The sequence below is a fragment of the Arthrobacter sp. Hor0625 genome (assembly GCF_052567525.1).
Window position 1 is genome coordinate 199,701 of record NZ_CP199586.1, and the last position, 20,650, is coordinate 220,350.

Sequence of the window (20,650 nt, forward strand, 5' to 3'; positions counted from 1 at the left end):
CCCTAGTCGACCTGCGGGAAACCGAGGTCAATCACCGAGGTCGACGGATCCGGCCAGCGGGTGGTGACGACCTTGCCGCGGGTGTAGAAGCGGATGCTCTCCGGGCCGTACATGTGCGTGTCGCCGAAGAGCGAGTTCTTCCAGCCGCCGAAGGAGAAGGTGCCGACCGGCACCGGGATCGGCACGTTGACGCCCACCATGCCGGCCTCGACGTCGAACTCGAACTGGCGGGCCGCGCCGCCGTCGCGGGTGAAGATCGCCACGCCGTTGCCGAACTCATTGTCGTTGACCAGCTTCACGGCGTCGGCGTAGGTCTCGACCCGGACCACCGAGAGCACCGGGCCGAAGATCTCGTCGTCGTAGACCTTCATGCCGGGCTTGACGTGGTCGATCAGGCTGACGCCGATGAAGAAGCCCTTGGAGTCGAACTCCTGCTCCCGGCCGTCGACCACCACGGAAGCACCCTCGTCCGCGGCGCCCGCCACGTAGGAGGCGACCTTGTCGCGGTGTTCGGCGGTGATGAGCGGGCCCATCTGGGAGGCGGGGTCGGTGCCGGGGCCGATCTTCAGGGTGGCCATCCGGGTCTTGATCGCTCCCACCAGGTCGTCCGCGATGTTACCGACGGCGACCAGCACGCTCACGGCCATGCAACGCTCCCCCGCCGACCCGTAGGCGGCGGAGACGGCAGCGTCGGCGGCCATGTCCAGGTCCGCGTCCGGGAGCACCACCATGTGGTTCTTGGCTCCGCCCAGGGCCTGGACGCGCTTGCCATTGTCCGCCGCACGCTTGTAGATCGACTGGGCGATCGGCGTCGACCCGACAAAGCTGACGGCCTTGACGTCCGGGTGCTCGAGCAGCACGTCGACGGCTTCCTTATCGCCGTGGACGACGTTGAGCACACCGGCGGGCAGGCCTGCCTCGGCGAAGACCTGGGCGATGAAGATCGCCGAGGACGGGTCCTTCTCGCTGGGCTTCAGGAGCACGGTATTGCCGCAGGCCAGGGCGCTGCCGATCATCCACAGCGGCACCATGGCTGGGAAGTTGAACGGAGTGATGCAGGCGACCACGCCGACGGGCTGGCGGACCGAGTGCACGTCGACGCCGCTGGAGACCTGCTCGGAGCGTTCGCCCTTGAGCATGTGGGACAGGCCGGTGGCGAACTCGATGTTTTCCAGGCCGCGGGTGATTTCACCTTCGGCGTCGGAGAGGACCTTGCCGTGCTCGCTGGTCAGCAGGGCCGCCAGTTCGGGCCGACGCTGCATGAGCAGCTCGCGGACCTTGAAGAAGATGGTGGTGCGTTTGGCGAGGCTGGTGGCGCGCCAGCCCGGCAGGGCGGCGCGGGCTGCGGCGATGGCTTCCTCGACGCGGGCGGCGGAAGCGAGGGCCACCTCCTTTTCCTGTTCGCCGGTGGCCGGGTTGTACACCGGGCCGACGCGCTCGGCGTCGGCGACGAGGGCGCCGTTGATGAAGTGCGGAATGCGTTCCATGGGGAGGATCTCTTTCTAAAGGTGTGGGGGCTAGTTGGCGGACTCGAACGAACCGTCGACCAGCTTGACGATTGCGGAGCAGTCCTTGCCGGACTGGCCGCCGTCGATCAGCCGCTGAAACAGCTGCTGGACGTGCTCGCCGATCTCCAGCGGCGTGCCGGTGTCCTTGGCGGCGCTGATGGCCAGGCCGATGTCCTTGTTGGCCAGTTCGGCGGTGAAGGTGGGGGCGAAGTCGTTGTTCGAGGCGGCGGTGGGGACGACGCCTGCCACCGGGTACCAGGTGCGCAGCGCCCAGCTGTCGCCCGAGGAGACGGAGGCGATGTCCCAGAAGACCTGCTTGTCCAGGCCGAGGCGGTCCGCCAGGACGGCGCCCTCGGCGGTGGAGGCGAGGTTGATGAAGAGCATGAGGTTGTTGCAGATCTTGGCGGCCTGCCCGGTGGTCGCGCCGCCGGTGGGAATGATGTTTCCGGCCATCGGGCGGATGTACTCGGTGGCGTCGGCCACTGCCTGCGCCTCGCCGCCGATCATGAAGGTCAGGGTCGCGGCCTTGGCGCCGCTCATGCCGCCGGAGACGGGAGCGTCGACGAACCGGAAGCCGGCCTCCGCGGCGGCGTCGTGCAGTGCCTGGGCCGAGGCGATGTCGATCGTGGAGGAATCCACCAGCAGGGTCCGGGTGTCGGCGTGGGCCAGCACGCCGTCTTCGCCGAGGTAGACGGCGCGGGCGTGCTCACCCTTGGGGAGCATGGTGAAGACGACGTCGGCGCCCTCCACCGCCTCGGCAATGCTGCCCACCGGCTTGACTCCCCCGGCCTCGGCGGCCGCCACGGCCTGCGGGTTCAGGTCGAAGCCGCGGACCTCGTTTCCGGCCTTGGCCAGGTTCACCGACATGGACCCGCCCATGTTTCCCAGTCCGATCCAGGCGACAACTGCCATGGCATAAGCTCCTTTGCTCTGCATTGTGACCGGCGCATGTGCCGGTTCTTCCGTGTCCACCATCACACCCTGTTACAGTGCAATCAAGGGGAAAAAGTGAAGATGCTATGTGCACCGATGCACACGAAGGAAGGCCCCGGATGGACCTGAAGCGGCTCCCGAGCCCGGACGACCTGTTGATCCTGCTGACCGTGGCCCGGCTGGGCCGGTTCAACGCCGTCGCGGAGACCCTCGGCACCACGCACACCACCATCTCGCGCCGGATCCTGGCCCTGGACAAACAACTGGGCGGCCGGACCCTGGAGCGCAGCCCGCATGGCTGGGAACTGACCGAACTCGGGACCCAGGCCGTTGAGGCCGCCGAGGCGATTGAGGGAACGCTGGGAGCGCTGTCCGGCCGGATTGCCCGGACCGAGGACCAGCTTTCCGGCCTGGTCAGGATCAGCACCCCGGACGGCTTCGGCGCCGAATTCGTCGCCCCGGCCCTGGTCCGGCTGCAGCGCGAGCACCCCCTGCTGAACGTCGAGATGCTCAGCGCCACCCGGAAGGTGAGCCAAAACCGCTCGGGGGTGGACCTGGAGGTGGTGGTCGGCAACCTTGAGGTCAGCAACGCCCAGACCATCTTCCTGTCCAACTACGTTCTGCGGCTCTACGCGAGCCCGGAGTACGCCCGCGGGCACGGGCTGCCGGAGACGCTCGACGACGTCCGGCAACACGGCTTCGTCTCCTACGTCGAGTCGGCCCTGCAGGTCGCCGAGCTCGGCCACCGGTCCACCCAGCTGCCGATGCCGCGCTCAAGCTTCCAAGCCACCAGCATCTTCGCCCAGCTGGAGGCGGTCCGCCGCGCAGCCGGGATCGGGCTGCTGCCAAACTTCCTGGTGGTCGGCAAGCCGGGCTTCGTGCCCGTCCTTCCCGATGACTTCCAGCGGCAACTGCCCATTTGGGCGGTGGCCCGGGCCGAATCGCTGCGATCGGCGCCGGTGCAGGCGGTGCTGGCCGCCGTCCGGGCCGAGATCGCCGAACGCCAGGACGTACTGGCGGGCTGAGCGGGGCGGAGGGCGCGGAAGGGCGAGCGGCAGCACCGCGTCGGCTGATACGCACGGCGCCTGAAGCGTCCCGTTCAGGACCTCTCGCCGGACACCTGTTATCGTCCCTGTCATGCCGACAATTGCGAGGTTGAATTCTGCGCCTTCGAAGTCCGCTCCTGTGGCCTTATTGCTCCCAGGGGCGGGATACACGGTTCAAGGACCTCTGCTCTATTGGCCCATATTCGCTCTGACGCGGGCGGGTTGGGACATCTGGTCGATCAATTGGCACGCCGACGTCCAAGGCCCACCGCCAAGGGATACCCAGCAATTTGTTGAAGAGGCGGTCTCCCAAGCGCTATATGAGATGCCTTATGCCCCAAGTGCAGTAGTCGGCAAGTCCCTTGGGACCTTCGCGCTGCCGTACTTCTTGGAGTGGGAAGTACAGGCCGCGTGGATAACGCCCATCCTCTCAGACGCCCGCATCGCCGAGGCAGCGCGCACAGCGTCAGACAGGCACCTTTTCGTCGGAGGCACAGCGGACTCAACCTGGTGCCCGGAGGAAGTTTCGAACTCTCACGCTAGGACGATCACCGTCCCGGGCGGTAACCACAGTCTCGAAGTGCCGGATCCGGAGTGGCACCACGTAGCAACGGTTCAATTGGAAGTCCTGGGAAAACTGATAGATCACCTAAACCGTCCCGCTGAGGGATCCCACACCCGGCGCCTGACGAGCAACCCTTCATTCTGATCCTGCGATAAGGCTCTGGGCCAGTTGCTCTCATTCCTCGGCTCCGCCATTCAGCAGCCAGTCGCTGAATGCCGTGTGCCCCACTCCCAAGGGCGCCTATTCCAGAGTGGACCCCAGTAACAAACTCCGCCGGCTTGGGCGGGCAAATCATCGTGATCGTTGGCGAACACTCCACCTAGGACGTCATACCCGAAGACGAGCTGGCCCTAGGGCGCTGCGCGTTGGTTAGGGTCACAATGAGCGTTCACTGTCGCGAGGTCTTCGATTCCATCAGCGCCGGCGCCACGCATGCGCACAAACCCCTGATCGAGGATGAGAGTCCCGCAGTTCGATGCGATGGGCCGTGGTTTGATTTCCCACTCAGCTGCACTGGATGGCGTGGACCGCGGGCCATACCGGGTCAATGCCTCCGATGAGATTGAGGGCGCCATCGTTCCCATCCCACTTCAGGGTGTACGAGCCGCGGGCAACCGGTTCATACCCGTCGTCCGTGGTCCACGAGCTCGCGCGGAATCCTATCCCGCCGAACCTGACCGCGTACACGTCACCCCTGCCGGCGAAGAGGAAAGAAAACTCGCGAACGACGGCTCGGCAACCGTTGGCCGCAGGAGGATCTAGAACGCGGTAGCTGGCGCCCAGGTCGCCGAACGCACCGCCCAGGCAGATGAGGCACACCGCAGAGGCCACGATGCTGCACAACAGTCGGACATGCGCTGCAAACGGTGGCACGTCAATGCAGCGAGCTGCCCGATTGGAGACAAGACGAAGCGTCACGGAGGCGACCAGCAGCATGCCGCTGACGGCCCAGAAGGTCAATACAGTCCCGCCGATGACCAAAAGCAGCGCGCCAAGTTGTGCCACGGCGGTCACGGCCGCTAGCGCCAGGCACGCAGCCTCCAGGCGGCGTAGTACCAGAATGTTCAAAGAGCTCTTTACTTCTCGCCCGGTCCCCATGGGCTGAGAGTCTAGCGGTGTGGATCCTCTGCCGCTGACCAGAGATTAGCCTCACTTCACTATGAAATGACTGTGCCGTCGTAGGTGGTTACCTCGCCCGTTTCACCGCTCGAAGGAATCCCGATTGGTTGCGCGTGGGACTTGCTTGCCGGCTAGTCCCACGACGGCCCGCCGGTTTCCCCGGCCCCTAAAACAGCAGCCCCCGTCCCCGCAGTGCGGGGACGGGGGCTGCTGTTGTGTGACTCGTGCAGCTGCCTCCAGTTACTTCTTGCCGGCTGCGATCAGGTCTGCGGTGCCCTGCGCGTCGGCGGCATCGACGTCGTGGAGCGAGATACCGCGGGTCTCCTTCAGGAAGAAGACCGCGACGGCGGTGACCGCGCAGGCGATCAGCAGGTAGATGGCTACCGGCACGGAGGACTTGTACTGGCTCAGCAGCGCCGTGGCGATGATCGGGGCGAGCGAACCGGCCACGATCGAGGTCACCTGGTAGCCGAGCGAGACGCCCGAGTAGCGCATCCGGGTCGGGAACATCTCGGCCATGATGGCCGGCTGGCCGGCGTACATCAGAGCGTGGAAGAGCAGGCCGATGGTGATGGCCGCGAGGATGACCATGTCGTTCTTCGAATCCATCATCGGGAAGGCGAAGAAGCCCCAGGTGGCGCCGAGCACGGCACCGGCCATGTAGATCGGCTTGCGGCCGAAGTTGTCGGAGAGCCTGCCGACCATCGGCACGACGGCGAAGTGGATGGCGTGCGCCACGAGCAGCAGCAGGAGGATGCGCGAGGTGTCGGCCTGGACGATCACCTTCAGGTAGGTGATGGAGAAGGTGACCACGAGGTAGTAAAGGATGTTCTCTGCGAAGCGCAGGCCCATGGCGGTGAAGACGCCGCGCGGGTAGCGGCGGAAGACCTCGGCGACGCCATAGCCCTTGTTCTCCGTGACAACTTCTTTCTGTGCCTCGAGGAAGATCGGGGCGTCCTGGACCTTGGTGCGGATGTAGTAGCCGATCACCACGATCACGGCGGAGAGCCAGAAGGCGACCCGCCAGCCCCAGCCGAGGAAGTCAGCGCTGGAGAGGATGGAGGAGAGCAGGAACAGCACGCCGGTGGCCAGCAGGTTGCCCAGCGGAACGGCGGACTGCGGCCAGCTGGCCCAGAAGCCGCGGGACTTGCTGGGGCTGTGCTCGGCAACGAGCAGGACGGCGCCGCCCCATTCACCGCCGACGGCGAAGCCCTGCGCGAAGCGCAGGAAGACCAGCAGGGCCGGAGCCCAGTAGCCGATCTGCTGGAAGCTTGGCAGGCAGCCCATCAGGAAGGTGGACACGCCGACCAGGATGATGCTGAGCTGCAGCAGCTGCTTGCGGCCGAACTTGTCGCCGAAGTGGCCGAAGACGATGCCGCCGATGGGGCGGGCGACGAAACCGACGGCGTAGGTCAAGAATGCGGCGATGATGCCGTCCAGCTCCGTGCCGGAGTTGGGGAAGAACATCTTGCCGAAGACCAGGGTGGCGGCGGAGGCGTAGAGGAAGAACTCGTACCATTCGACCACCGTGCCGGCCATGGAGGCCGTGACTACCTTCTTAAGCCCGGACGACTTGACGTCCGGTTCCTCTGCGCGCCGTGAGGCGGCGTTTTCCGTGCTCATGCGAACTCCTTCGGTGTCTCCGTCGACACCCTGTGGACCTGTGGGTAGACGCTTGTGTGAGTTGGAACACACGGCGTCATTCTCCACGAGTATGGTCGCCGAGCGCGGGAGGCTCAACCACTATTCACGCAGAGTGCATCTGCAAAAATGCACAGCAGCCCCGCCTGCTCAGGCGAAGAAGGCACCCCGGAGCCGATCGCCGAGCTGGCCGATTTCGGTCAGGAACCCGTCGTGGCCGATCGGCGCCTCGATCACGTGGACCGGGACGTCGCCGGGCAGTGCGGCAGCCAGCTCGCGGGACTGCTCCGGGAAGTAGAGCCGGTCGGAGTCGACGGCGGCGACGAAGAAGTCGGCGGTGGCCCGTGCCAGGGCCTCCCCCAGGCTGCCGCGGCCTCGGCTGACGTCGTGGCTCATCAACGCCTCGGTGATGGCAATGTAGCTGTTGGCGTCGAAGCGGCTGACCAGCTTGTTGCCCTGGTGGTCGAGGTAGCTTTCCACCTGGTAGCGGCCCCGGCCCGCCAGCGGCCCGGGCGTCAGCGGGGCCTCCGCCTCCTGGGCGGTGCGTCCGAAGCGCCCGTCCAGTTCGGCGGCGGAGCGGTAGGTGATGTGGGCGATCCGGCGGGCCAGGGCAAGACCTGCGTCCGGCCGGGGGCCGCCGTAGTAGTCGCCGCCGCGGAAATCGGGGTCCTGGCGGATGGCCAGCGTCTGGGCCTGGGCAAAGGCGATCTGTTCGGCTGTGCTGCGGGCGCCCACCGAGATCACGGCGCACCGGCGGACCCGGTCCGGGTAGCTGACGGCCCACTCCAGGGCGCGGGCGCCGCCGAGGGATCCGCCGAGCACGGCGTGCCAACTGCCGATGCCGAGGGCGTCGGCGAGCCGGGCCTCCGCGGCGGTGCTGTCCCGGAGCGTCACCAGCGGGAACCGCGAACCCCAGGGCCGCCCGTCCGGGGCCGGGGTCGAGGGCCCGGTGGAGCCGTAACAGCCGCCGAGGATGTTGATGGAGACCACGAAGTATTTCCCGGTGTCCACCGGCGAGCCGGGGCCGGCCAGTTCCTCCCACCAGCCCGGTTCCCCGCCGGCGTCGCCGCGGGTGACGTGGGTGTCGCCGGTCAGGGCATGTTCGATCAGGACGGCGTTGGAGCCGTCCGCGTTGAGGGTCCCCCACGTCTCGTAGGCCAGGACCACCTCCGGCAGGACGGCACCGGATTCGAGCTCCAGCGGACCGACCGGCAGGTACTGCACGGTTCCGTCGCCTGCGGGGGCGGTGTTTTTGGGTGCACCCGAGCGGGTGGCGGCAATCGTCATGTGGGACCTCACTTCGCGCTTGCCCGCCGTCAGCTGACCGGCAGGCCAGGTCTTCACCCGGGGCACCCCGCCGCAGAAGGAGGGTTGCCGGCCAGCAAGCCGGGGCTGTCGCTGGCACTCATGACCTGGGTCGATTCTACGAAACGCGGCGGCGCAAGCGCGAAGATTGTGACGGCCGTGTGACAGCCGAATTCTTCGGCACCGCAGTTTCCCCACCTTTGAACGCCGCGTCCGGCGGGTCGCCCAAAAAAGTCGGCGCGCCCCGCCGTCGTACCCGCAAAGGTGGGGAAATTCCGTGACGGCTGTATGACCTCAGCCGGCCTTGGCTGCCCGGAAGCCGGCGTCGAGGTCCGCGAGGATGTCATCGATGTGCTCGATCCCGACCGAAAGCCTGACCAGTCCGGGGTGGACTCCGGCCACGGCCTGCTGCTCCGGCGAGAGCTGGCTGTGCGTGGTCGACGCCGGGTGGATCACGAGGGAGCGGACGTCGCCGATGTTCGCCACGTGCGAGTGCAGTTCGAGGGCGTCGACGAACCGTTTGCCCGCCTCCGCTCCCCCGGCGAGGTTGAAGGAGACGACGGCGCCGGTCCCCTTGGGCCCGTACTTGCGGCCGCGCTCGTACCAGGGGCTGGACGGCAGCCCGGCGTAGGCGACCGATTCGACGTCGTCCCTGGCCTCCAGCCACTCCGCGACCCGGACGGCGTTGGCCACGTGCCGCTCCATCCGCAGGCTGAGCGTCTCGATGCCCTGGGCGATGAGGAAGGCATTGAAAGGCGCCACGGCGGAGCCGAGGTCCCGCAGCAGCTGGACCCGGGCCTTGAGGATGAAGGACAGGTTGGCGCCGAGGGCACCGTCCGCGCCGAGGTCGCGGGCGTAGACCAGACCGTTGTAGGTGGGGTCCGGGGTGTTGAAGCCGGGGAAACGCTCCGGGTTGGCGCCGAAGTCGAAGTTCCCGGAGTCCACGATCACGCCGGCGATCGCGGCGCCGTGGCCGCCGAGGTACTTGGTGGCCGAGTGGACCACGATGTCGGCGCCCCACTCGAGCGGCCGGATCAGGTAGGGGGTGGAGAGGGTGTTGTCCACGATCAGCGGCACCCCGGCCCGGTGCGCGACGTCCGCGATGCCCTCGATGTCCAGCACGTCCTGGCAGGGGTTGGACACCACCTCGCCGAAGAACAGCTTGGTGTTGGGCCGCACCGCGTCGCGCCACTGTTCCAGGTTGTCCGGGTCCGCCACGAAGGTCACGGAGATGCCGAACTTCTTCAGCGTGTGGGCGAGCAGGTTGTAGGTGCCGCCGTAGAGGCTCGGGCTGGCCACGACGTGGTCCCCCGCCTCGGCGATGTTGAGGATGGCGAAGGTTTCCGCGGCCTGGCCGGAGCTGAGCAGGAGCGCGCCGAGGCCGCCCTCCAGGCTGGCCAGCCGCTGTTCCACGGCGTCCTGGGTGGGGTTGCCGATCCGGGTGTAGATGGGGGCGAGTTCGGCGAGCGCGAAGCGGTTGGCGGCACTCTCGGCGCTGGGGAAGACGAACGACGTCGTCTGGTAGATCGGCAGGGATCGGGCGCCGGTGGCGGCGTCGGGCTCCTGGCCGGCGTGGATCTGGCGGGTTTCAAAGGACCAGGCGTTGGACATCGAAGGGGCTCCCTCTCATTGGGCACAGCCCGCCCCGGACCGGGGGCCGGAACGGCACTGGCGCCGCGCTTGCCGCCCGGCGGGCGCCGGGCAGCCAGGTCTTCACCCGGGGCACCCCACCGCGTAAGGAGGGTTGCCGGCCAGCGAGCCGGGGCTTGGCGCTGGCACTCATGACCTGGCACCAGTCTAGGAAGACCGGCGGGCGGCTGAACAGGATTGTGACAAAGATGAAGGGCCGCCCGGGGCTCCGTATCACCATTCCGCGAGGTTAGGACACCCTAAGCTGAGAGCTTCATCACAAAGTGCCAAGATGAGGGCATGCGCATGGATCACGTCTCTTACGCCTGTGAAAAGGATGGCCTGGCGGCCACCACTGAACGTATTGCCACCGCCCTCGGCGTCGAAGCCGTGAAGGGCGGAGTCCACCCCCGCTTCGGTACCCGGAACATGATTATCCCGCTCGCGGGGCACAAATACCTTGAGGTGGTGGAGGTCCTGGACCACCCTGCCTCCGACAAGGCCCCGTTCGGCCAGGCGGTCCGCGCCCGGTCGGCTGCCGGTGGCGGCTGGATGGGCTGGTGCGTCGAGGTCGACGACCTGGCCCCGTTTGAAGAACGCCTGGGCCGCGCCGCGGTCAACGGCAACCGTAAGTTCCCCGACGGCCGCGAACTGGTCTGGAAGCAGATTGGCATCCTGGGCCTGATCGCGGATCCGCAGGTGCCCTACATGCTCAAGTGGGAAGGCGACCCGACGCTGCACCCGTCCAATGCCTACGAGGGCACGGTCAAGATGTCCGCCCTGACGATCGCCGGCTCCGCCGAGCGCGTTACCGAGTGGCTGGGCGAACCGGTGGAGAAACCGCTGGAGGATGTGGACGTCAACTGGCTGGCGCCGCACGGCACCCCGGGCATCCTGTCCGTCACCTTCGAGACCGCATCCGGGGCCGTCACCATCTAGCCGGGCCCAGGATAAAAGGCTTCGGCCGCCAGCAGCGGGTGTCAACGACGCCACCCACCGCTGGCGGCCGGATTTCTTTAACCCGGCCTAGCCTGCCGCCAGGTCCGGGTGGTGGACGGCAACGACGTTGGGGTGGGCCCGCACCCGGTACCGCAGGGCGTTGTCCCCGTAGGTCTGGAGGATCGGGCTGTTCGAAGGATCGACCGACAGGCCGCGGGCCCGGGCCTGGAACTCCGGGCTGACCGCGAGCCGGGGCATGGTGGCATCCAGCGCCGGATTGAAGAAGAACGGCAGCGAGATCCGGTCCGTCCCGCGCAGCGGTGAGATCACCCGGTGCAGCGTGGCCTTGAGGTAGCCGTTGGTGGCCAGTTCCAGCATCTCGCCGATGTTGACCACAAAGGTTCCGGGCACCTGCGGCGCGTCGATCCACTCGCCCTGGTGCTCGACCTGCAGGCCGCCCTTGCCGGGCTCGACGAGCAGCAGGGTCAGCACCCCGCCGTCGCGGTGGGAACCGACGCCCTGCTTGGGTTCCGGGTCGGACTCCCCCGGGTAGCGCACAATCTTCAGCATGGGGAACGCCTGGGCGGCAAAGGCCGCGTCGAAGGTGTCCTCGGGTGCGCCGAGGGACACGGCGAGCGCCCGCAGGAGGTCCAGGGACACGGCGCTGAGCCGTTCGGTCCATTCAGTCACGGTCTCCCGCATCCCGGGCAGGCCTTCGGGCCACAGGTTCGGACCCTCGAGCCGCCAATAGTCGGGAACCCCGGGGCCTGGCTGCACGGTGTCGCGCTCGACGCCGATGTCGATCTGCTCGCGCCAGTCGACTCCGCCGTCGGTGATTTCGCCGCCGACGCGGGTGTAGCCGCGGAACTGCGGGCTGTGGATGTTCTCGATCGCGAGCTTCTGTTCCTCGGGCAGGTCGAAGAACCGGCGGGAGACATCCAGCATGGCGTCGGTGAGCTCCTGCGGGATGCCGTGGCCGGCCAGGTAGATGAAGCCGACGTCGTGCATGGCGTCGCGCAGTTCCTCCCGGAACCGGGCGGCCTCTTCCGGGCCGGCGTTCAAGCGGGAGATGTCCAGTACGGGCAGCGATTCAAGCGGCATTTCGCATAGTCCTTTTGCAGCGGGTTTGGCAAGTCGATGCCTGGAATAGCTCCAATGTTACGGACCCGCCCCGCTCCCTGGAGAGTCTCATGTCGAAATAAGACATCCGCCGTGCGCCGGCCCTGCCCGCCACGGCTGGGCAGGCCTCAGCCCAGGCCGATGGCCTTGCCGAAGAGGCTGAAACCGACGAACGCGACGATGTCCAGCAGCGCGTGCGCGATAACGAGCGGCATCACCCGGCGCGTCCTGGTGTAGATCAGGGCAAAGACCACGCCCATGACGGCGTTGCCGATGAACGGCCCGAAGCCCTGGTAGAGGTGATAGCTGCCGCGCAGCATGGAGCTGGCGAAGATCGCCAGCGGCATGCCCCAGCCGAATTTCCCGAGCCGGTCCAGCAGGTAGCCGACGACGATCACTTCCTCCACGATCCCGTGCCGGATGGCGGAGAGGATGAGCACCGGGACCGTCCACCAGTAGGAGTCCAGCGCGCTGGGGATGATCGCCGTCGTGATGCCCAGCGCCCGGCCGGCCGCGTAGAGGCCCAGGGAGGGAACGCCGATCAGCGCGAAGAGGCCGAGGCCCTGGAGCAGGTCCTTTCCGGGGCGGGCGAAGTTGAAGCCGAGCTTCCGGAACGCCGAACTGCCGGTGCCGCCGGCGAGCCCGGCCGGGCGGTGTTCGGTGAGGAAGTACAGCACCAGGAGCACCGGGACCAGCGCGAAGATGATGTCCAGCAGCTGGTAGGTGAGGTCGAAGTACTCCCGGCTGCTCTGCGACCGGTTGAGCGTGGAGGTGCCCTGGGCCAGCGGCGCCCGGGTCAGCTTGTCCAGCAGCTGCACCACCGAGTAGACGGCCGATTGGCCGAGGGAGAGCCCCAGGACGATCCAGACTTCGAGCCGCAGCCGACGGCGGGAGGGAACCAGCATGCCTCTATCTTGCCTGCCCTTGCCGGGAGTTGGCTGCACGCGCCTATGCTGTGGGGTGTGAGTGCGCCCGGGAGAATCATCATGATCCGGCACGGCCAGTCCGCCGCCAACGCCGATACCTCGATCTATAACCGGGTGCCCGATTACCGGATCCCGCTGACCGCCCTCGGGGTGGAACAGGCGGCGGCCGCCGGTGAGCGGTTGCGGCGGGAGCTCGACGGGCAGCAGGTGTGCGTGTACGTCTCCCCGTATCTGCGGGCCTACCAGACCCTCGAGGCGCTGCGCCTAGGTCCGCTGACCGAGCGCGTGATCGAGGAGCCGAGGCTGCGCGAGCAGGACTGGGCCAACTTTCAGATCGCCGGCGACATCGAGGACCAAAAGGAACTCCGCAACGCCTACGGGCACTTCTTCTACCGGTTCCGCGAGGGCGAATCCGGCTCCGACGTCTACGACCGGATCTCCTCGTTCATGGAGACCCTGTACCGGCACTGGTCCAAGCCCGACTACGCCCCGAACGCCCTGCTGGTCACGCACGGGCTGACCATGCGGTTGTTCTGCATGCGCTGGTTCCACTGGTCCGTGGAGTACTTCGAGTCCCTGAACAACCCGGACAACGCCGAGCTGCGCACCCTGCACCGCACCCGGGAGGGCAAATACGAACTGGATAAGCCGTTTACCCAGTGGGAGCACCGGCGGGTGGACGAGACAGTGCTGGATGCCCCGCCGATGATCTTCTAGCGCCTACCCCGCCGGCCGCTTCAGTGCGAGAACCTGGTGGAACTTGCCGCTGCGGCCGCGCTGCTCGGGCGCTTCGGCGGCGCGGACCAGCTCGACGTTGGCCAGGCCCTGGCCGGCCAGGAAGCCGGCGAGTTTGGCCTGGACGTCCTGCCAGACCGCGTCTGCCGCGGCGCCGGGCCCGGTCTGCAGCCGCACCCGCAGGACGGAAGGGCCGGTCTGGACCAGCTGGCAGCGGGCCACGCCCGGGGCGTCGTCGACGGGCGCGGTGATGGCCAGCGGCAGGACGGCCACCGCGCGGCCGCCGGCGTCGTCGAGGTAGAGGACATCGTCGTGCCGGCCGGCCACCCGGACAGCGGGCAGGGGGTTCCCGCAGTCGCAGGGTCCGGGCCGGGCGACAACGGAGTCGCCGAGGTCGTAGCGGATCAGCGGCTGGACCCGGTTGGCGAGGTTGGTCAGCAGCACGGTGTGGGACGGCCGGCCCGGCGGGGTGGGCCGGTAGTCCTCCTCGACCGGTTCCAGGATGGCCCAGTCGCTGTTGACGTGGAGCCACCCGTGAGGGCAGTCCGCGGCGATCGGGCTGAATTCGGAGGCGGCGTAGACGTTGTGAATCTCCGCGCCCAGGGACGCGGCCAGGTGGGCCCGGTCGCTCTCGGTCTCGCCGCTGGTCTCGACCACCAGCGGGCGGATGTGCAGCCGGCCCGCGTCCTGCTCACGGGCCAGGAGTTCCAGCGCGCTCGGGTAGCTCACGACCAGGGCCGGGTCGAAGCCGTTCAGGGCCTCCACCAGCTCGGCCAGGGGCTGCTGCACGGGGAACAGGCGCAGGGCGCGTCGCCGGAGCCGGTTGCGGCGGCGTTCGGATTCCAGCCACACGGCCCCGGCGAAATGGCTTCCGCTGCCCACCACGACGGCGGTCCGGACCCCCGCTGCAGCAGGGCCAGCAGCCGGCGGGCGTCCATCGCGTCCCCGGCGATGCGCCCGGCCAGCGCGCGGTAGCAGGCGACGGCGTCGGGGTCGTGGAGGAACAGGCCGGGATGCCCGGTGGTACCGGAACTGGTGAAGGCCAGGTACCGGCCGCGGTAGCGGACACCGATCAGGGCCGGGTCGGCGACGAAGGCCTCCAGGTCCGCGCGGGTGACGCCCGGATCGGTGACCCAGTCGTCGAAGTGCGCCATCAGCTGCGGCTTGTCCACCGGCGGGAGGTCCGCCAGCGGCAGGTCCCCGGCGGGCAACCCGCGGTACAGCGCCCGGTAGAACGGGGAGGCGGTCCGGGCGTGGCGCACGAGCGCGGCGAGCCGGGCGTCGCGGCGCCGGGCGAGCGCGGCCGGACCGCCCCGGCGCGCCCGGTGCAGGTCGATCAGGAAGCCCAGTTCCCTGGCAAATCCGGTCATGCTGCCCTCCCTTGCCTTCGGCGGCCGGTTTTCCTCAGCGGGCGCGGACCCCGGCGCGCCAGACGGCGTGGGTCAGCGGCATGCCCGGGCGGTAGGCCAGGTGCGTGGCCGAGGGCGCGTTGAGCAGGTGCAGGTCGGCCCGGTGGCCGACGGCGATCGACCCCACCGCGCGTTCGCCGTCGGCGTCGTTGCCGGACTCCCGGCCCAGCGCCAGCGCCCCGCCGTACGTCGCGGCACGGACCGCCTCGTGCACGCTGAGCCGCATCTGCAGCACGGCGGTGGTGACGCAGTAGGCCATCGAGCTGGTGTAGGAGGTGCCGGGGTTGCAGTTGGAGGCGAGCGCCAGCTGGACGCCGGCGTCCAGCAGTTCCCGGCCGGGCGCCAGCGGCTGCCGGGTGGAGAGGTCGCAGGCCGGGAGGCAGGTGGCCACCGTGCCGCGCTCCCCCGCGCCGGCGGCGGCCTCCCAGCCGGACCAGCTGTCCGCCAGGTCCCGGATGTCCTCCCGGGACAGGTAGTTGACGTGGTCGACGCTGGCGGCACCGAACTCGACGGCCAGGCGCACGCCGGGGCCTTCGCCGAGCTGGTTGCCGTGCACGCGCAGGCCCAGCCCGGCGTCCCGGCAGGCCGTCAGCACGCGGCGGGACTGGTCCTCGTTGAAGGCGCCGCGTTCGCAGAAGACGTCGGCCCAGCGCACGTAGGGCCGGACCGCGGCGAGCATCGGCCCGCAGACCAGGTCGGTGTACTCCTCGGCGTCCATCCCCGCGGGCACCAGGTGCGCGCCGAGGTAGGTAACCTCGTCCGCGGCGGTCGAGGCGATCCGGGCGCTGCGCGCCTCGTTGTCGACGTCGAGGCCGTAGCCGGTCTTGGTCTCCAGGTAGGTGGTGCCCTGGGCGACCGCCTCGGCCACCCGGCCCAGCGCGAGGCGGGTGAGGTCGAAATCGCCGGTGGCCCGCGTGGCGCCCATGGTCACGGCGATGCCGCCGGCACTGTACTCCTCCCCCGCCATCCGCGCTTCGAACTCCGCGGTCCGGTCCCCGGCGAAGACCAGGTGGGTGTGCGAATCGACCCAGCCGGGCAGCAGGGCGCGCTGGCCGGCGTCGACGGCGTCATCGGCCGCGGGCGCGTCGGCGGCGGCGCCGAGCCAGGCGATCCTTTCGCCCTCGATCACGACGGCCGCGTCCCTGAGGACCCGGTGCTCCGTGTCCTGGGTCATCAGTTCAGCGATGTTGGTGATGAGGGTGCTCATGGGTCCATTCTTCAGGCCCGGATCGACATCCGGGTTGCCGCCAGCGCCGCGGCTGTCCGGGATGCCGGACTGTCCGCCGGGAACGGCTCCCCGGCCGCCTGCCCGGCGAGGATCAGGCCGGCGGCGAGTTCGGCGATGGCGGAGGAGGTCTGGAAGCCGTAGCCGCCCTGGCCGGCGAGCCAGAAGAAGCCGGGCGCCTCGGCGTCGAACCCCACGACGGGGATGCCGTCGGAGGCCTCGGTCCGCAGCCCGGTCCAGGCCCGGCTGATGTTGCCGATCCCCATCGTGGTGACGGCGTTCAGCCGGGTGATCAGCGCCTCCACGTCACCCGGGTACGGCCGGGCGTCCTCGGGGCCGCTGGGAACGGTTTCCGACGGGGAAATGAGCACCTGCCGGCGCCCGTCCGGCCGGAAGTAGAAGCTGCCGGTCGAGGCCACCATGGGACAGCCGGGCGGCAGGGGGTGTTCGACGTCGACGATCGCGGCGGTGCGGCGGTAGGGCTGCAGGCCGAGTTTTTCCACGCCGCTGAGGACCGCGAGCTCGTCCGCCCAGGCGCCGGCGGCGTTGACGACGACGCCGGCTTCCAGCCCCTCCTGCCCGGCGCCGAGCTCCCAGCCGGTGCCCAGCCGCTGCGCCGAGTGGACCCTCGCGCCGGTGATGATGTCCACGCCGCCCTCGAGGGCGCGTTCGCGGTGGTCCTCCAGGAGCAGGGAGGCGTTGCAGGCGAAGGAGCCCGAGTCCAGGCCGGCCGCCTCGAAGGAGTCCGGCTTGAGCGCGGGGCAGATCTCCAGCGCTTCGGCATGGCTGATCCGGTGCATGAAGCCGCTGGCCTGCTCCCGGACCGCGTCCTCGTCGCCGATCAGCATGAAGCGGCGCGGCGAGAGCACGGGTTCGGGCCGGGTGCCCTCGTGCGTGCCGATCAGCTCCAGGGTGCGCATGGTCAGTTCCTGGACCACGGGCGGGCCGTAGCTGGGGATCAGCTGCCGGGCCGAGCGCGACGAGGTGTGGTACCCCAGCGACTGCTCGGCCTCGACCAGCGCCACCCGGCAGCGGCCGGCGAGGGCGGAGGCAAGGGACAGGCCGGCGATGCCGCCGCCCACGATAACGACGTCGTATGTAGCTGACATGCCTCCATCCTTACACCCGGCGGGAGGTCACGTCAGTACTTTCAACAAGGCGGACGACGGCAGATCCGCCGTTACGAGCCGGCGGCGACCTCCGCGCGGCTGGCCACGAACGCCCGGACGCAGCTCTCGACGTCGTCCGTGCTGTGCGCGGCGGAGAGCTGGACCCGGATGCGGGCCGCCCCCTTCGGCACCACGGGGTAGCTGAAAGCGGTGACGTAGACGCCGTGGGCCAGCATGGCGTCGGCCACCTTCGCCGCCATCACCGCGTCGCCGAACATCACCGGCACGATCGCGTGCTCGCCCTCGAGCAGCTCGAAGCCCTCCTCGCCCATCCGGCGGCGGAAAAGTTCGGCATTGGCGAAGAGCTTGCCGCGCAGCTCGGCGGAATTCTCCACCAGGTCCAGGGCCTTGAGCGTGGCGGCGACGATGGCGGGGGCGAGCGAGTTGGAGAACAGGTAGGGGCGGGCCTTCTGCCGGAGCATCGCGACAATTTCGGCCCGGCCGGAGACGTAGCCGCCGGAGGCGCCGCCGAGGGCCTTGCCGAACGTGCCGGTGTAGATGTCCACCCGGTCCGAGACGCCGGCGTGTTCCGGCGTGCCGGCGCCGGTGGCGCCCATGAAGCCGACGGCGTGCGAGTCGTCGACCATGACCAAGGCGTCGTACTTGTCGGCGAGGTCGCAAATCGCCTCGAGCGGGGCGAGGTAGCCGTCCATCGAGAAGACCCCGTCGGTGACGATGATCTTGCGGCGGGCCGGGTTCTCCGCACTGTCCGCCTCGATCAGCCGGGCCTCAAGATCGGCCATGTCCCGGTTGGCGTAGCGGAAGCGCCGGGCCTTGCAGAGCCGGATCCCGTCGATGATCGAGGCGTGGTTCAGCGCGTCGGAGATGACGGCGTCTTCGGGGCCGAAGAGGGATTCGAAGACGCCGCCGTTGGCGTCGAAGCAGCTGGAGAACAGGATGGTGTCCTCGGTGCCGAGGAACTTCGAGACCCGTTCCTCGAGGGCCAGGTGCAGGTCCTGGGTGCCGCAGATGAAGCGCACGCTGGCCATGCCGAAGCCGCGCTCGTCCATGGCGGCCTTGGCGGCGGCGATGATCTCCGGGTGGTCGGCGAGACCGAGGTAGTTGTTGGCGCAGAAGTTCAGCACGTCCGCGCTGCCCTGGCCGATCGGGCCGGCCTTGATGTGGCTGGCCTGCGGGGAATCGATGTGCCGCTCGGTCTTGAACAGGCCGGCGCCGCGGATCTCATCCAGTTCGTGCCGCAGCTGGTCCTTGATGGCTGAATACATGGGGTGCGCTCCTGTGCAGGTGGGAATTTTTGTACGGTACCGGAAAGGGCCGCGGCCTAGAAGCCGGTCCAGTCGAGCACGACCTTGCCGCCGGTACCGGCGCGGGCGATCTCGAAGCCCTTTTCCCAGTCCGCGGCGGGCAGGGTGTCGGTGACGACGGCGGAGATGTTGGCGTGCAGGACCGGGTTGGAGGACAGCATGGCGCTCATGGCGTACCAGGTCTCGAACATCTCCCGGCCGTAGATGCCCTTCATGGTGAGCATGTGGGTGACCACCTTGCCCCAGTCGATGTCGATGGACTGGCTGGGCAGGCCCAGCATCGCGATCCGGCCGCCGTGGTTCATGTTCTCGATCATTTCCGGCAGCGCCGTGGGATGGCCGGACATTTCCATGCCGATATCAAAGCCCTCGCGCATGCCCAGTTCGCGCTGGGCGTCCTTGACGCGCATCTTGGAAACGTCGATCGCGAGGTCGACGCCGAGCTTCCGTGCCAGCTCCAGGCGCGGGGCGGAGACGTCGGTGATGGCAATCTTGCGGGCCCCGGCGTGGCGGGCGACGGCGATCGCCATCAGCCCGATGGGCCCGGCGCCGGTGATCAGGACGTCCTCGCCGACCAGCGGGAAGCTCAGGGCGGTGTGGACGGCGTTGCCGAACGGGTCGAAAATGGCGCCGAGTTCCGGGGTCACGGACGGATCGTGGTGGACCCAGACGTTGGTTTCCGGGATGACGACGTACTCGGCGAACGCGCCGTCGCGCTGGACGCCGACGCTGACCGTGTTGATGCACATCTGCTTGCGGCCGGCGCGGCAGTTGCGGCAGATCCCGCAGACGATGTGGCCCTCGCCGGAGACCCGGTCGCCGACCTTGACGTCCAGGACGTCCTCGCCGGTTTCCACGACTTCACCGTAGAACTCGTGCCCGGCGATCAGCGGCGCGTTGATGATGCCCTGGGCCCAGGCGTCCCACGACTGGATGTGCAGGTCGGTGCCGCAGATGCCGGTGGTCATCACGCGGATCTTCACATCCCCGCTGCCGGTCGCCGGTTCGGGACGGTCGACCAGTTCGAATCCCGCGTGGGCGCCGGACTTGTAGAGAGCCTTCATGGGCCTGCCTATCTGTGGGCCCGGTCCCTGGACGGGAGCGGGGTGTGGGACAACTCACCTCATTAGACCGGCTAGGAAGCATAAGCACAACCGCATTTTTCTCAATCAACGATTTAGCATTTTCTAAGCAATAGGATGGGAGTCATGGAGATCCACCAGCTCGAAATGCTCCGCGAACTCGGCGCCCTGGGCAGCGTCAAGGCGGTCGCCGATACGCTGCGGGTCACTCCCTCGGCGGTGTCCCAGCAGCTGGCCGCGCTGCAGCGGTCGGTCGAGGTGCCGCTGACCCGGAAGGAGGGCCGCAACCTGGTCCTCACCGAGGCCGGGCAGGTGCTCGCCGACGCCGGGGCCGCCGTCGTCAGCGCGATGGCGGACGCACGGACGGCGCTCGGCGCATACCACGGCTCCCCGATGGCGCCCGTGACGCTCAGCGGCTTCCACAGCGCCGGACAGGCGTTGTTCGCCCCGCTCGCCCGGCTGCTGGCCGGGCCGGGCCAGCCGGAAGTCCGGCTCTCCGACGAGGACGTCGCCCAGCAGGATTTCCCGGCCCTGACCGCGCGGTACGACCTGGTCCTGGCGCACCGGATGGACCACAGCCCGCGCTGGCCGGAAGAACGCGTGGCGGTGATCCCGCTCGCGCACGAGCCGCTGGACGTGGCGCTGCCGGCCGGGCACCGGCTCGCCGGGCAGCGCGCGGTGACGGCGGACGACGTCGTCGGCGAACCCTGGGTGACCAGCCACGCCGGCTACTCCCCCGCGGACGTGCTCTCCGCCGTCGCCGCGGTCTCCAGCCGCGAGCTGAACATCGTGCACCGGATCAATGACTACTCCACGGTGGCGGCGCTGGTGGAGACCGGGAGCGTGATCGGACTGCTGCCGCGGCACACCGCGCGGCCGGTACTGAACCCGGGGATCGTGCTGAAGCCGCTTGAGGGCATCAGCACCCGGCGCAGGATCGACATCCTGGCCCGGCCGGAGAACCTTAAACGCCGATCGGTCATGATGGTCTGCGAAGCGCTGCAGACCATCATGACCGATCTGGTGGGTGGCTAG

The 20,650-nt window shown here is 68.6% G+C and carries 18 protein-coding genes and 2 riboswitches; of the genes, 4 read left to right on the plus strand and 14 right to left on the minus strand.

Annotated elements, in window-relative coordinates:
- Positions 1-2: 2 nt before the first annotated feature.
- Together ACTWLI_RS00985 and mmsB are read right to left on the minus strand one after the other, a co-directional pair.
- Positions 3-1,487 (minus strand): CoA-acylating methylmalonate-semialdehyde dehydrogenase, encoded by a 1,485-nt coding sequence (locus tag ACTWLI_RS00985; protein WP_445154871.1) that lies wholly within the window; start codon positions 1,485-1,487, stop codon positions 3-5.
- A 30-nt stretch (positions 1,488-1,517) separates the two neighbouring features.
- The gene (gene mmsB, locus ACTWLI_RS00990) at positions 1,518-2,420 is read right to left on the minus strand and encodes a 3-hydroxyisobutyrate dehydrogenase (protein ID WP_445154872.1); all 903 of its coding nucleotides are present in this window, start codon (positions 2,418-2,420) and stop codon (positions 1,518-1,520) included.
- A gap of 140 nt (positions 2,421-2,560) precedes the next feature.
- On the opposite strand from mmsB, the gene ACTWLI_RS00995 reads away from it, so the two are divergent.
- Positions 2,561-3,466, plus strand: a complete 906-nt coding sequence (locus tag ACTWLI_RS00995; protein WP_445154873.1) for a LysR family transcriptional regulator — start codon at positions 2,561-2,563, stop codon at positions 3,464-3,466.
- Between the two features lie 1,090 nt (positions 3,467-4,556).
- Here the strand turns inward: ACTWLI_RS00995 and ACTWLI_RS01000 are convergent.
- From ACTWLI_RS01000 to ACTWLI_RS01015, 4 genes are all read right to left on the minus strand, one after another.
- Complete coding sequence (locus ACTWLI_RS01000) at positions 4,557-5,120, minus strand: hypothetical protein (protein ID WP_445154874.1); 564 nt, start codon at positions 5,118-5,120, stop codon at positions 4,557-4,559.
- Positions 5,121-5,411: 291 nt separating this feature from the next.
- Positions 5,412-6,794, minus strand: coding sequence for an MFS transporter (locus ACTWLI_RS01005; protein ID WP_445154875.1), 1,383 nt, complete (start codon positions 6,792-6,794; stop codon positions 5,412-5,414).
- A 168-nt stretch (positions 6,795-6,962) separates the two neighbouring features.
- A complete protein-coding gene (metX, locus tag ACTWLI_RS01010; RefSeq protein WP_445154876.1) occupies positions 6,963-8,099 on the minus strand; it encodes a homoserine O-acetyltransferase MetX in 1,137 nt (378 codons plus the stop codon).
- A 10-nt stretch (positions 8,100-8,109) separates the two neighbouring features.
- Positions 8,110-8,225: riboswitch (SAM riboswitch) on the minus strand.
- A gap of 186 nt (positions 8,226-8,411) precedes the next feature.
- Positions 8,412-9,728 carry a bifunctional o-acetylhomoserine/o-acetylserine sulfhydrylase gene (locus ACTWLI_RS01015; RefSeq protein WP_445154877.1) on the minus strand — a complete coding sequence of 439 codons (1,317 nt, stop codon included), beginning with the start codon at positions 9,726-9,728 and terminating at the stop codon, positions 8,412-8,414.
- Positions 9,729-9,788: 60 nt separating this feature from the next.
- A riboswitch (SAM riboswitch) is annotated at positions 9,789-9,904 on the minus strand.
- 142 nt (positions 9,905-10,046) lie between these two features.
- Between ACTWLI_RS01015 and ACTWLI_RS01020 the strand changes: the two genes are divergently transcribed.
- Positions 10,047-10,685 (plus strand): VOC family protein, encoded by a 639-nt coding sequence (locus ACTWLI_RS01020; protein ID WP_445154878.1) that lies wholly within the window; start codon positions 10,047-10,049, stop codon positions 10,683-10,685.
- A gap of 87 nt (positions 10,686-10,772) precedes the next feature.
- Here the strand turns inward: ACTWLI_RS01020 and ACTWLI_RS01025 are convergent, their stop codons facing one another.
- Together ACTWLI_RS01025 and ACTWLI_RS01030 are read right to left on the minus strand one after the other, a co-directional pair.
- Entirely contained in the window at positions 10,773-11,786 is a 1,014-nt protein-coding gene (locus ACTWLI_RS01025) for an isopenicillin N synthase family dioxygenase (RefSeq protein WP_445154879.1), read from the minus strand.
- A gap of 146 nt (positions 11,787-11,932) precedes the next feature.
- On the minus strand, positions 11,933-12,709 hold the full coding sequence (locus ACTWLI_RS01030; RefSeq protein WP_445154880.1) for a CPBP family intramembrane glutamic endopeptidase: 777 nt from the start codon (positions 12,707-12,709) through the stop codon (positions 11,933-11,935).
- Between the two features lie 81 nt (positions 12,710-12,790).
- Here ACTWLI_RS01030 and ACTWLI_RS01035 point away from each other — a divergent pair, with 81 nt between their 5' ends.
- Positions 12,791-13,447: a histidine phosphatase family protein gene (locus tag ACTWLI_RS01035; protein ID WP_445156081.1), complete on the plus strand. Its 657-nt coding sequence runs from the start codon at positions 12,791-12,793 to the stop codon at positions 13,445-13,447.
- Between the two features lie 3 nt (positions 13,448-13,450).
- On the opposite strand, the gene ACTWLI_RS01040 is transcribed toward ACTWLI_RS01035, so the two are convergent.
- The 6 genes from ACTWLI_RS01040 to tdh all read right to left on the minus strand — a co-directional run bounded on the left by ACTWLI_RS01040 (position 13,451) and on the right by tdh (position 19,597).
- Positions 13,451-14,254, minus strand: coding sequence for a hypothetical protein (locus ACTWLI_RS01040; RefSeq protein WP_445154881.1), 804 nt, complete (start codon positions 14,252-14,254; stop codon positions 13,451-13,453).
- The gene (locus ACTWLI_RS01045) at positions 14,218-14,835 is read right to left on the minus strand and encodes a hypothetical protein (protein ID WP_445154882.1); all 618 of its coding nucleotides are present in this window, start codon (positions 14,833-14,835) and stop codon (positions 14,218-14,220) included. The genes ACTWLI_RS01040 and ACTWLI_RS01045 overlap by 37 nt, the downstream gene beginning before the upstream one ends.
- Before the next feature lie 34 nt (positions 14,836-14,869).
- On the minus strand, positions 14,870-16,081 hold the full coding sequence (locus ACTWLI_RS01050; RefSeq protein ID WP_445154883.1) for an amidohydrolase family protein: 1,212 nt from the start codon (positions 16,079-16,081) through the stop codon (positions 14,870-14,872).
- An 11-nt stretch (positions 16,082-16,092) separates the two neighbouring features.
- Positions 16,093-17,208, minus strand: coding sequence for an NAD(P)/FAD-dependent oxidoreductase (locus ACTWLI_RS01055; RefSeq protein ID WP_445154884.1), 1,116 nt, complete (start codon positions 17,206-17,208; stop codon positions 16,093-16,095).
- Between the two features lie 71 nt (positions 17,209-17,279).
- Positions 17,280-18,494: a glycine C-acetyltransferase gene (locus tag ACTWLI_RS01060; protein WP_445154885.1), complete on the minus strand. Its 1,215-nt coding sequence runs from the start codon at positions 18,492-18,494 to the stop codon at positions 17,280-17,282.
- A gap of 56 nt (positions 18,495-18,550) precedes the next feature.
- Positions 18,551-19,597, minus strand: a complete 1,047-nt coding sequence (gene tdh / locus ACTWLI_RS01065; RefSeq protein WP_445154886.1) for an L-threonine 3-dehydrogenase — start codon at positions 19,595-19,597, stop codon at positions 18,551-18,553.
- A gap of 144 nt (positions 19,598-19,741) precedes the next feature.
- Between tdh and ACTWLI_RS01070 the strand changes: the two genes are divergently transcribed.
- Positions 19,742-20,650: a LysR family transcriptional regulator gene (locus ACTWLI_RS01070; protein WP_445154887.1), complete on the plus strand. Its 909-nt coding sequence runs from the start codon at positions 19,742-19,744 to the stop codon at positions 20,648-20,650.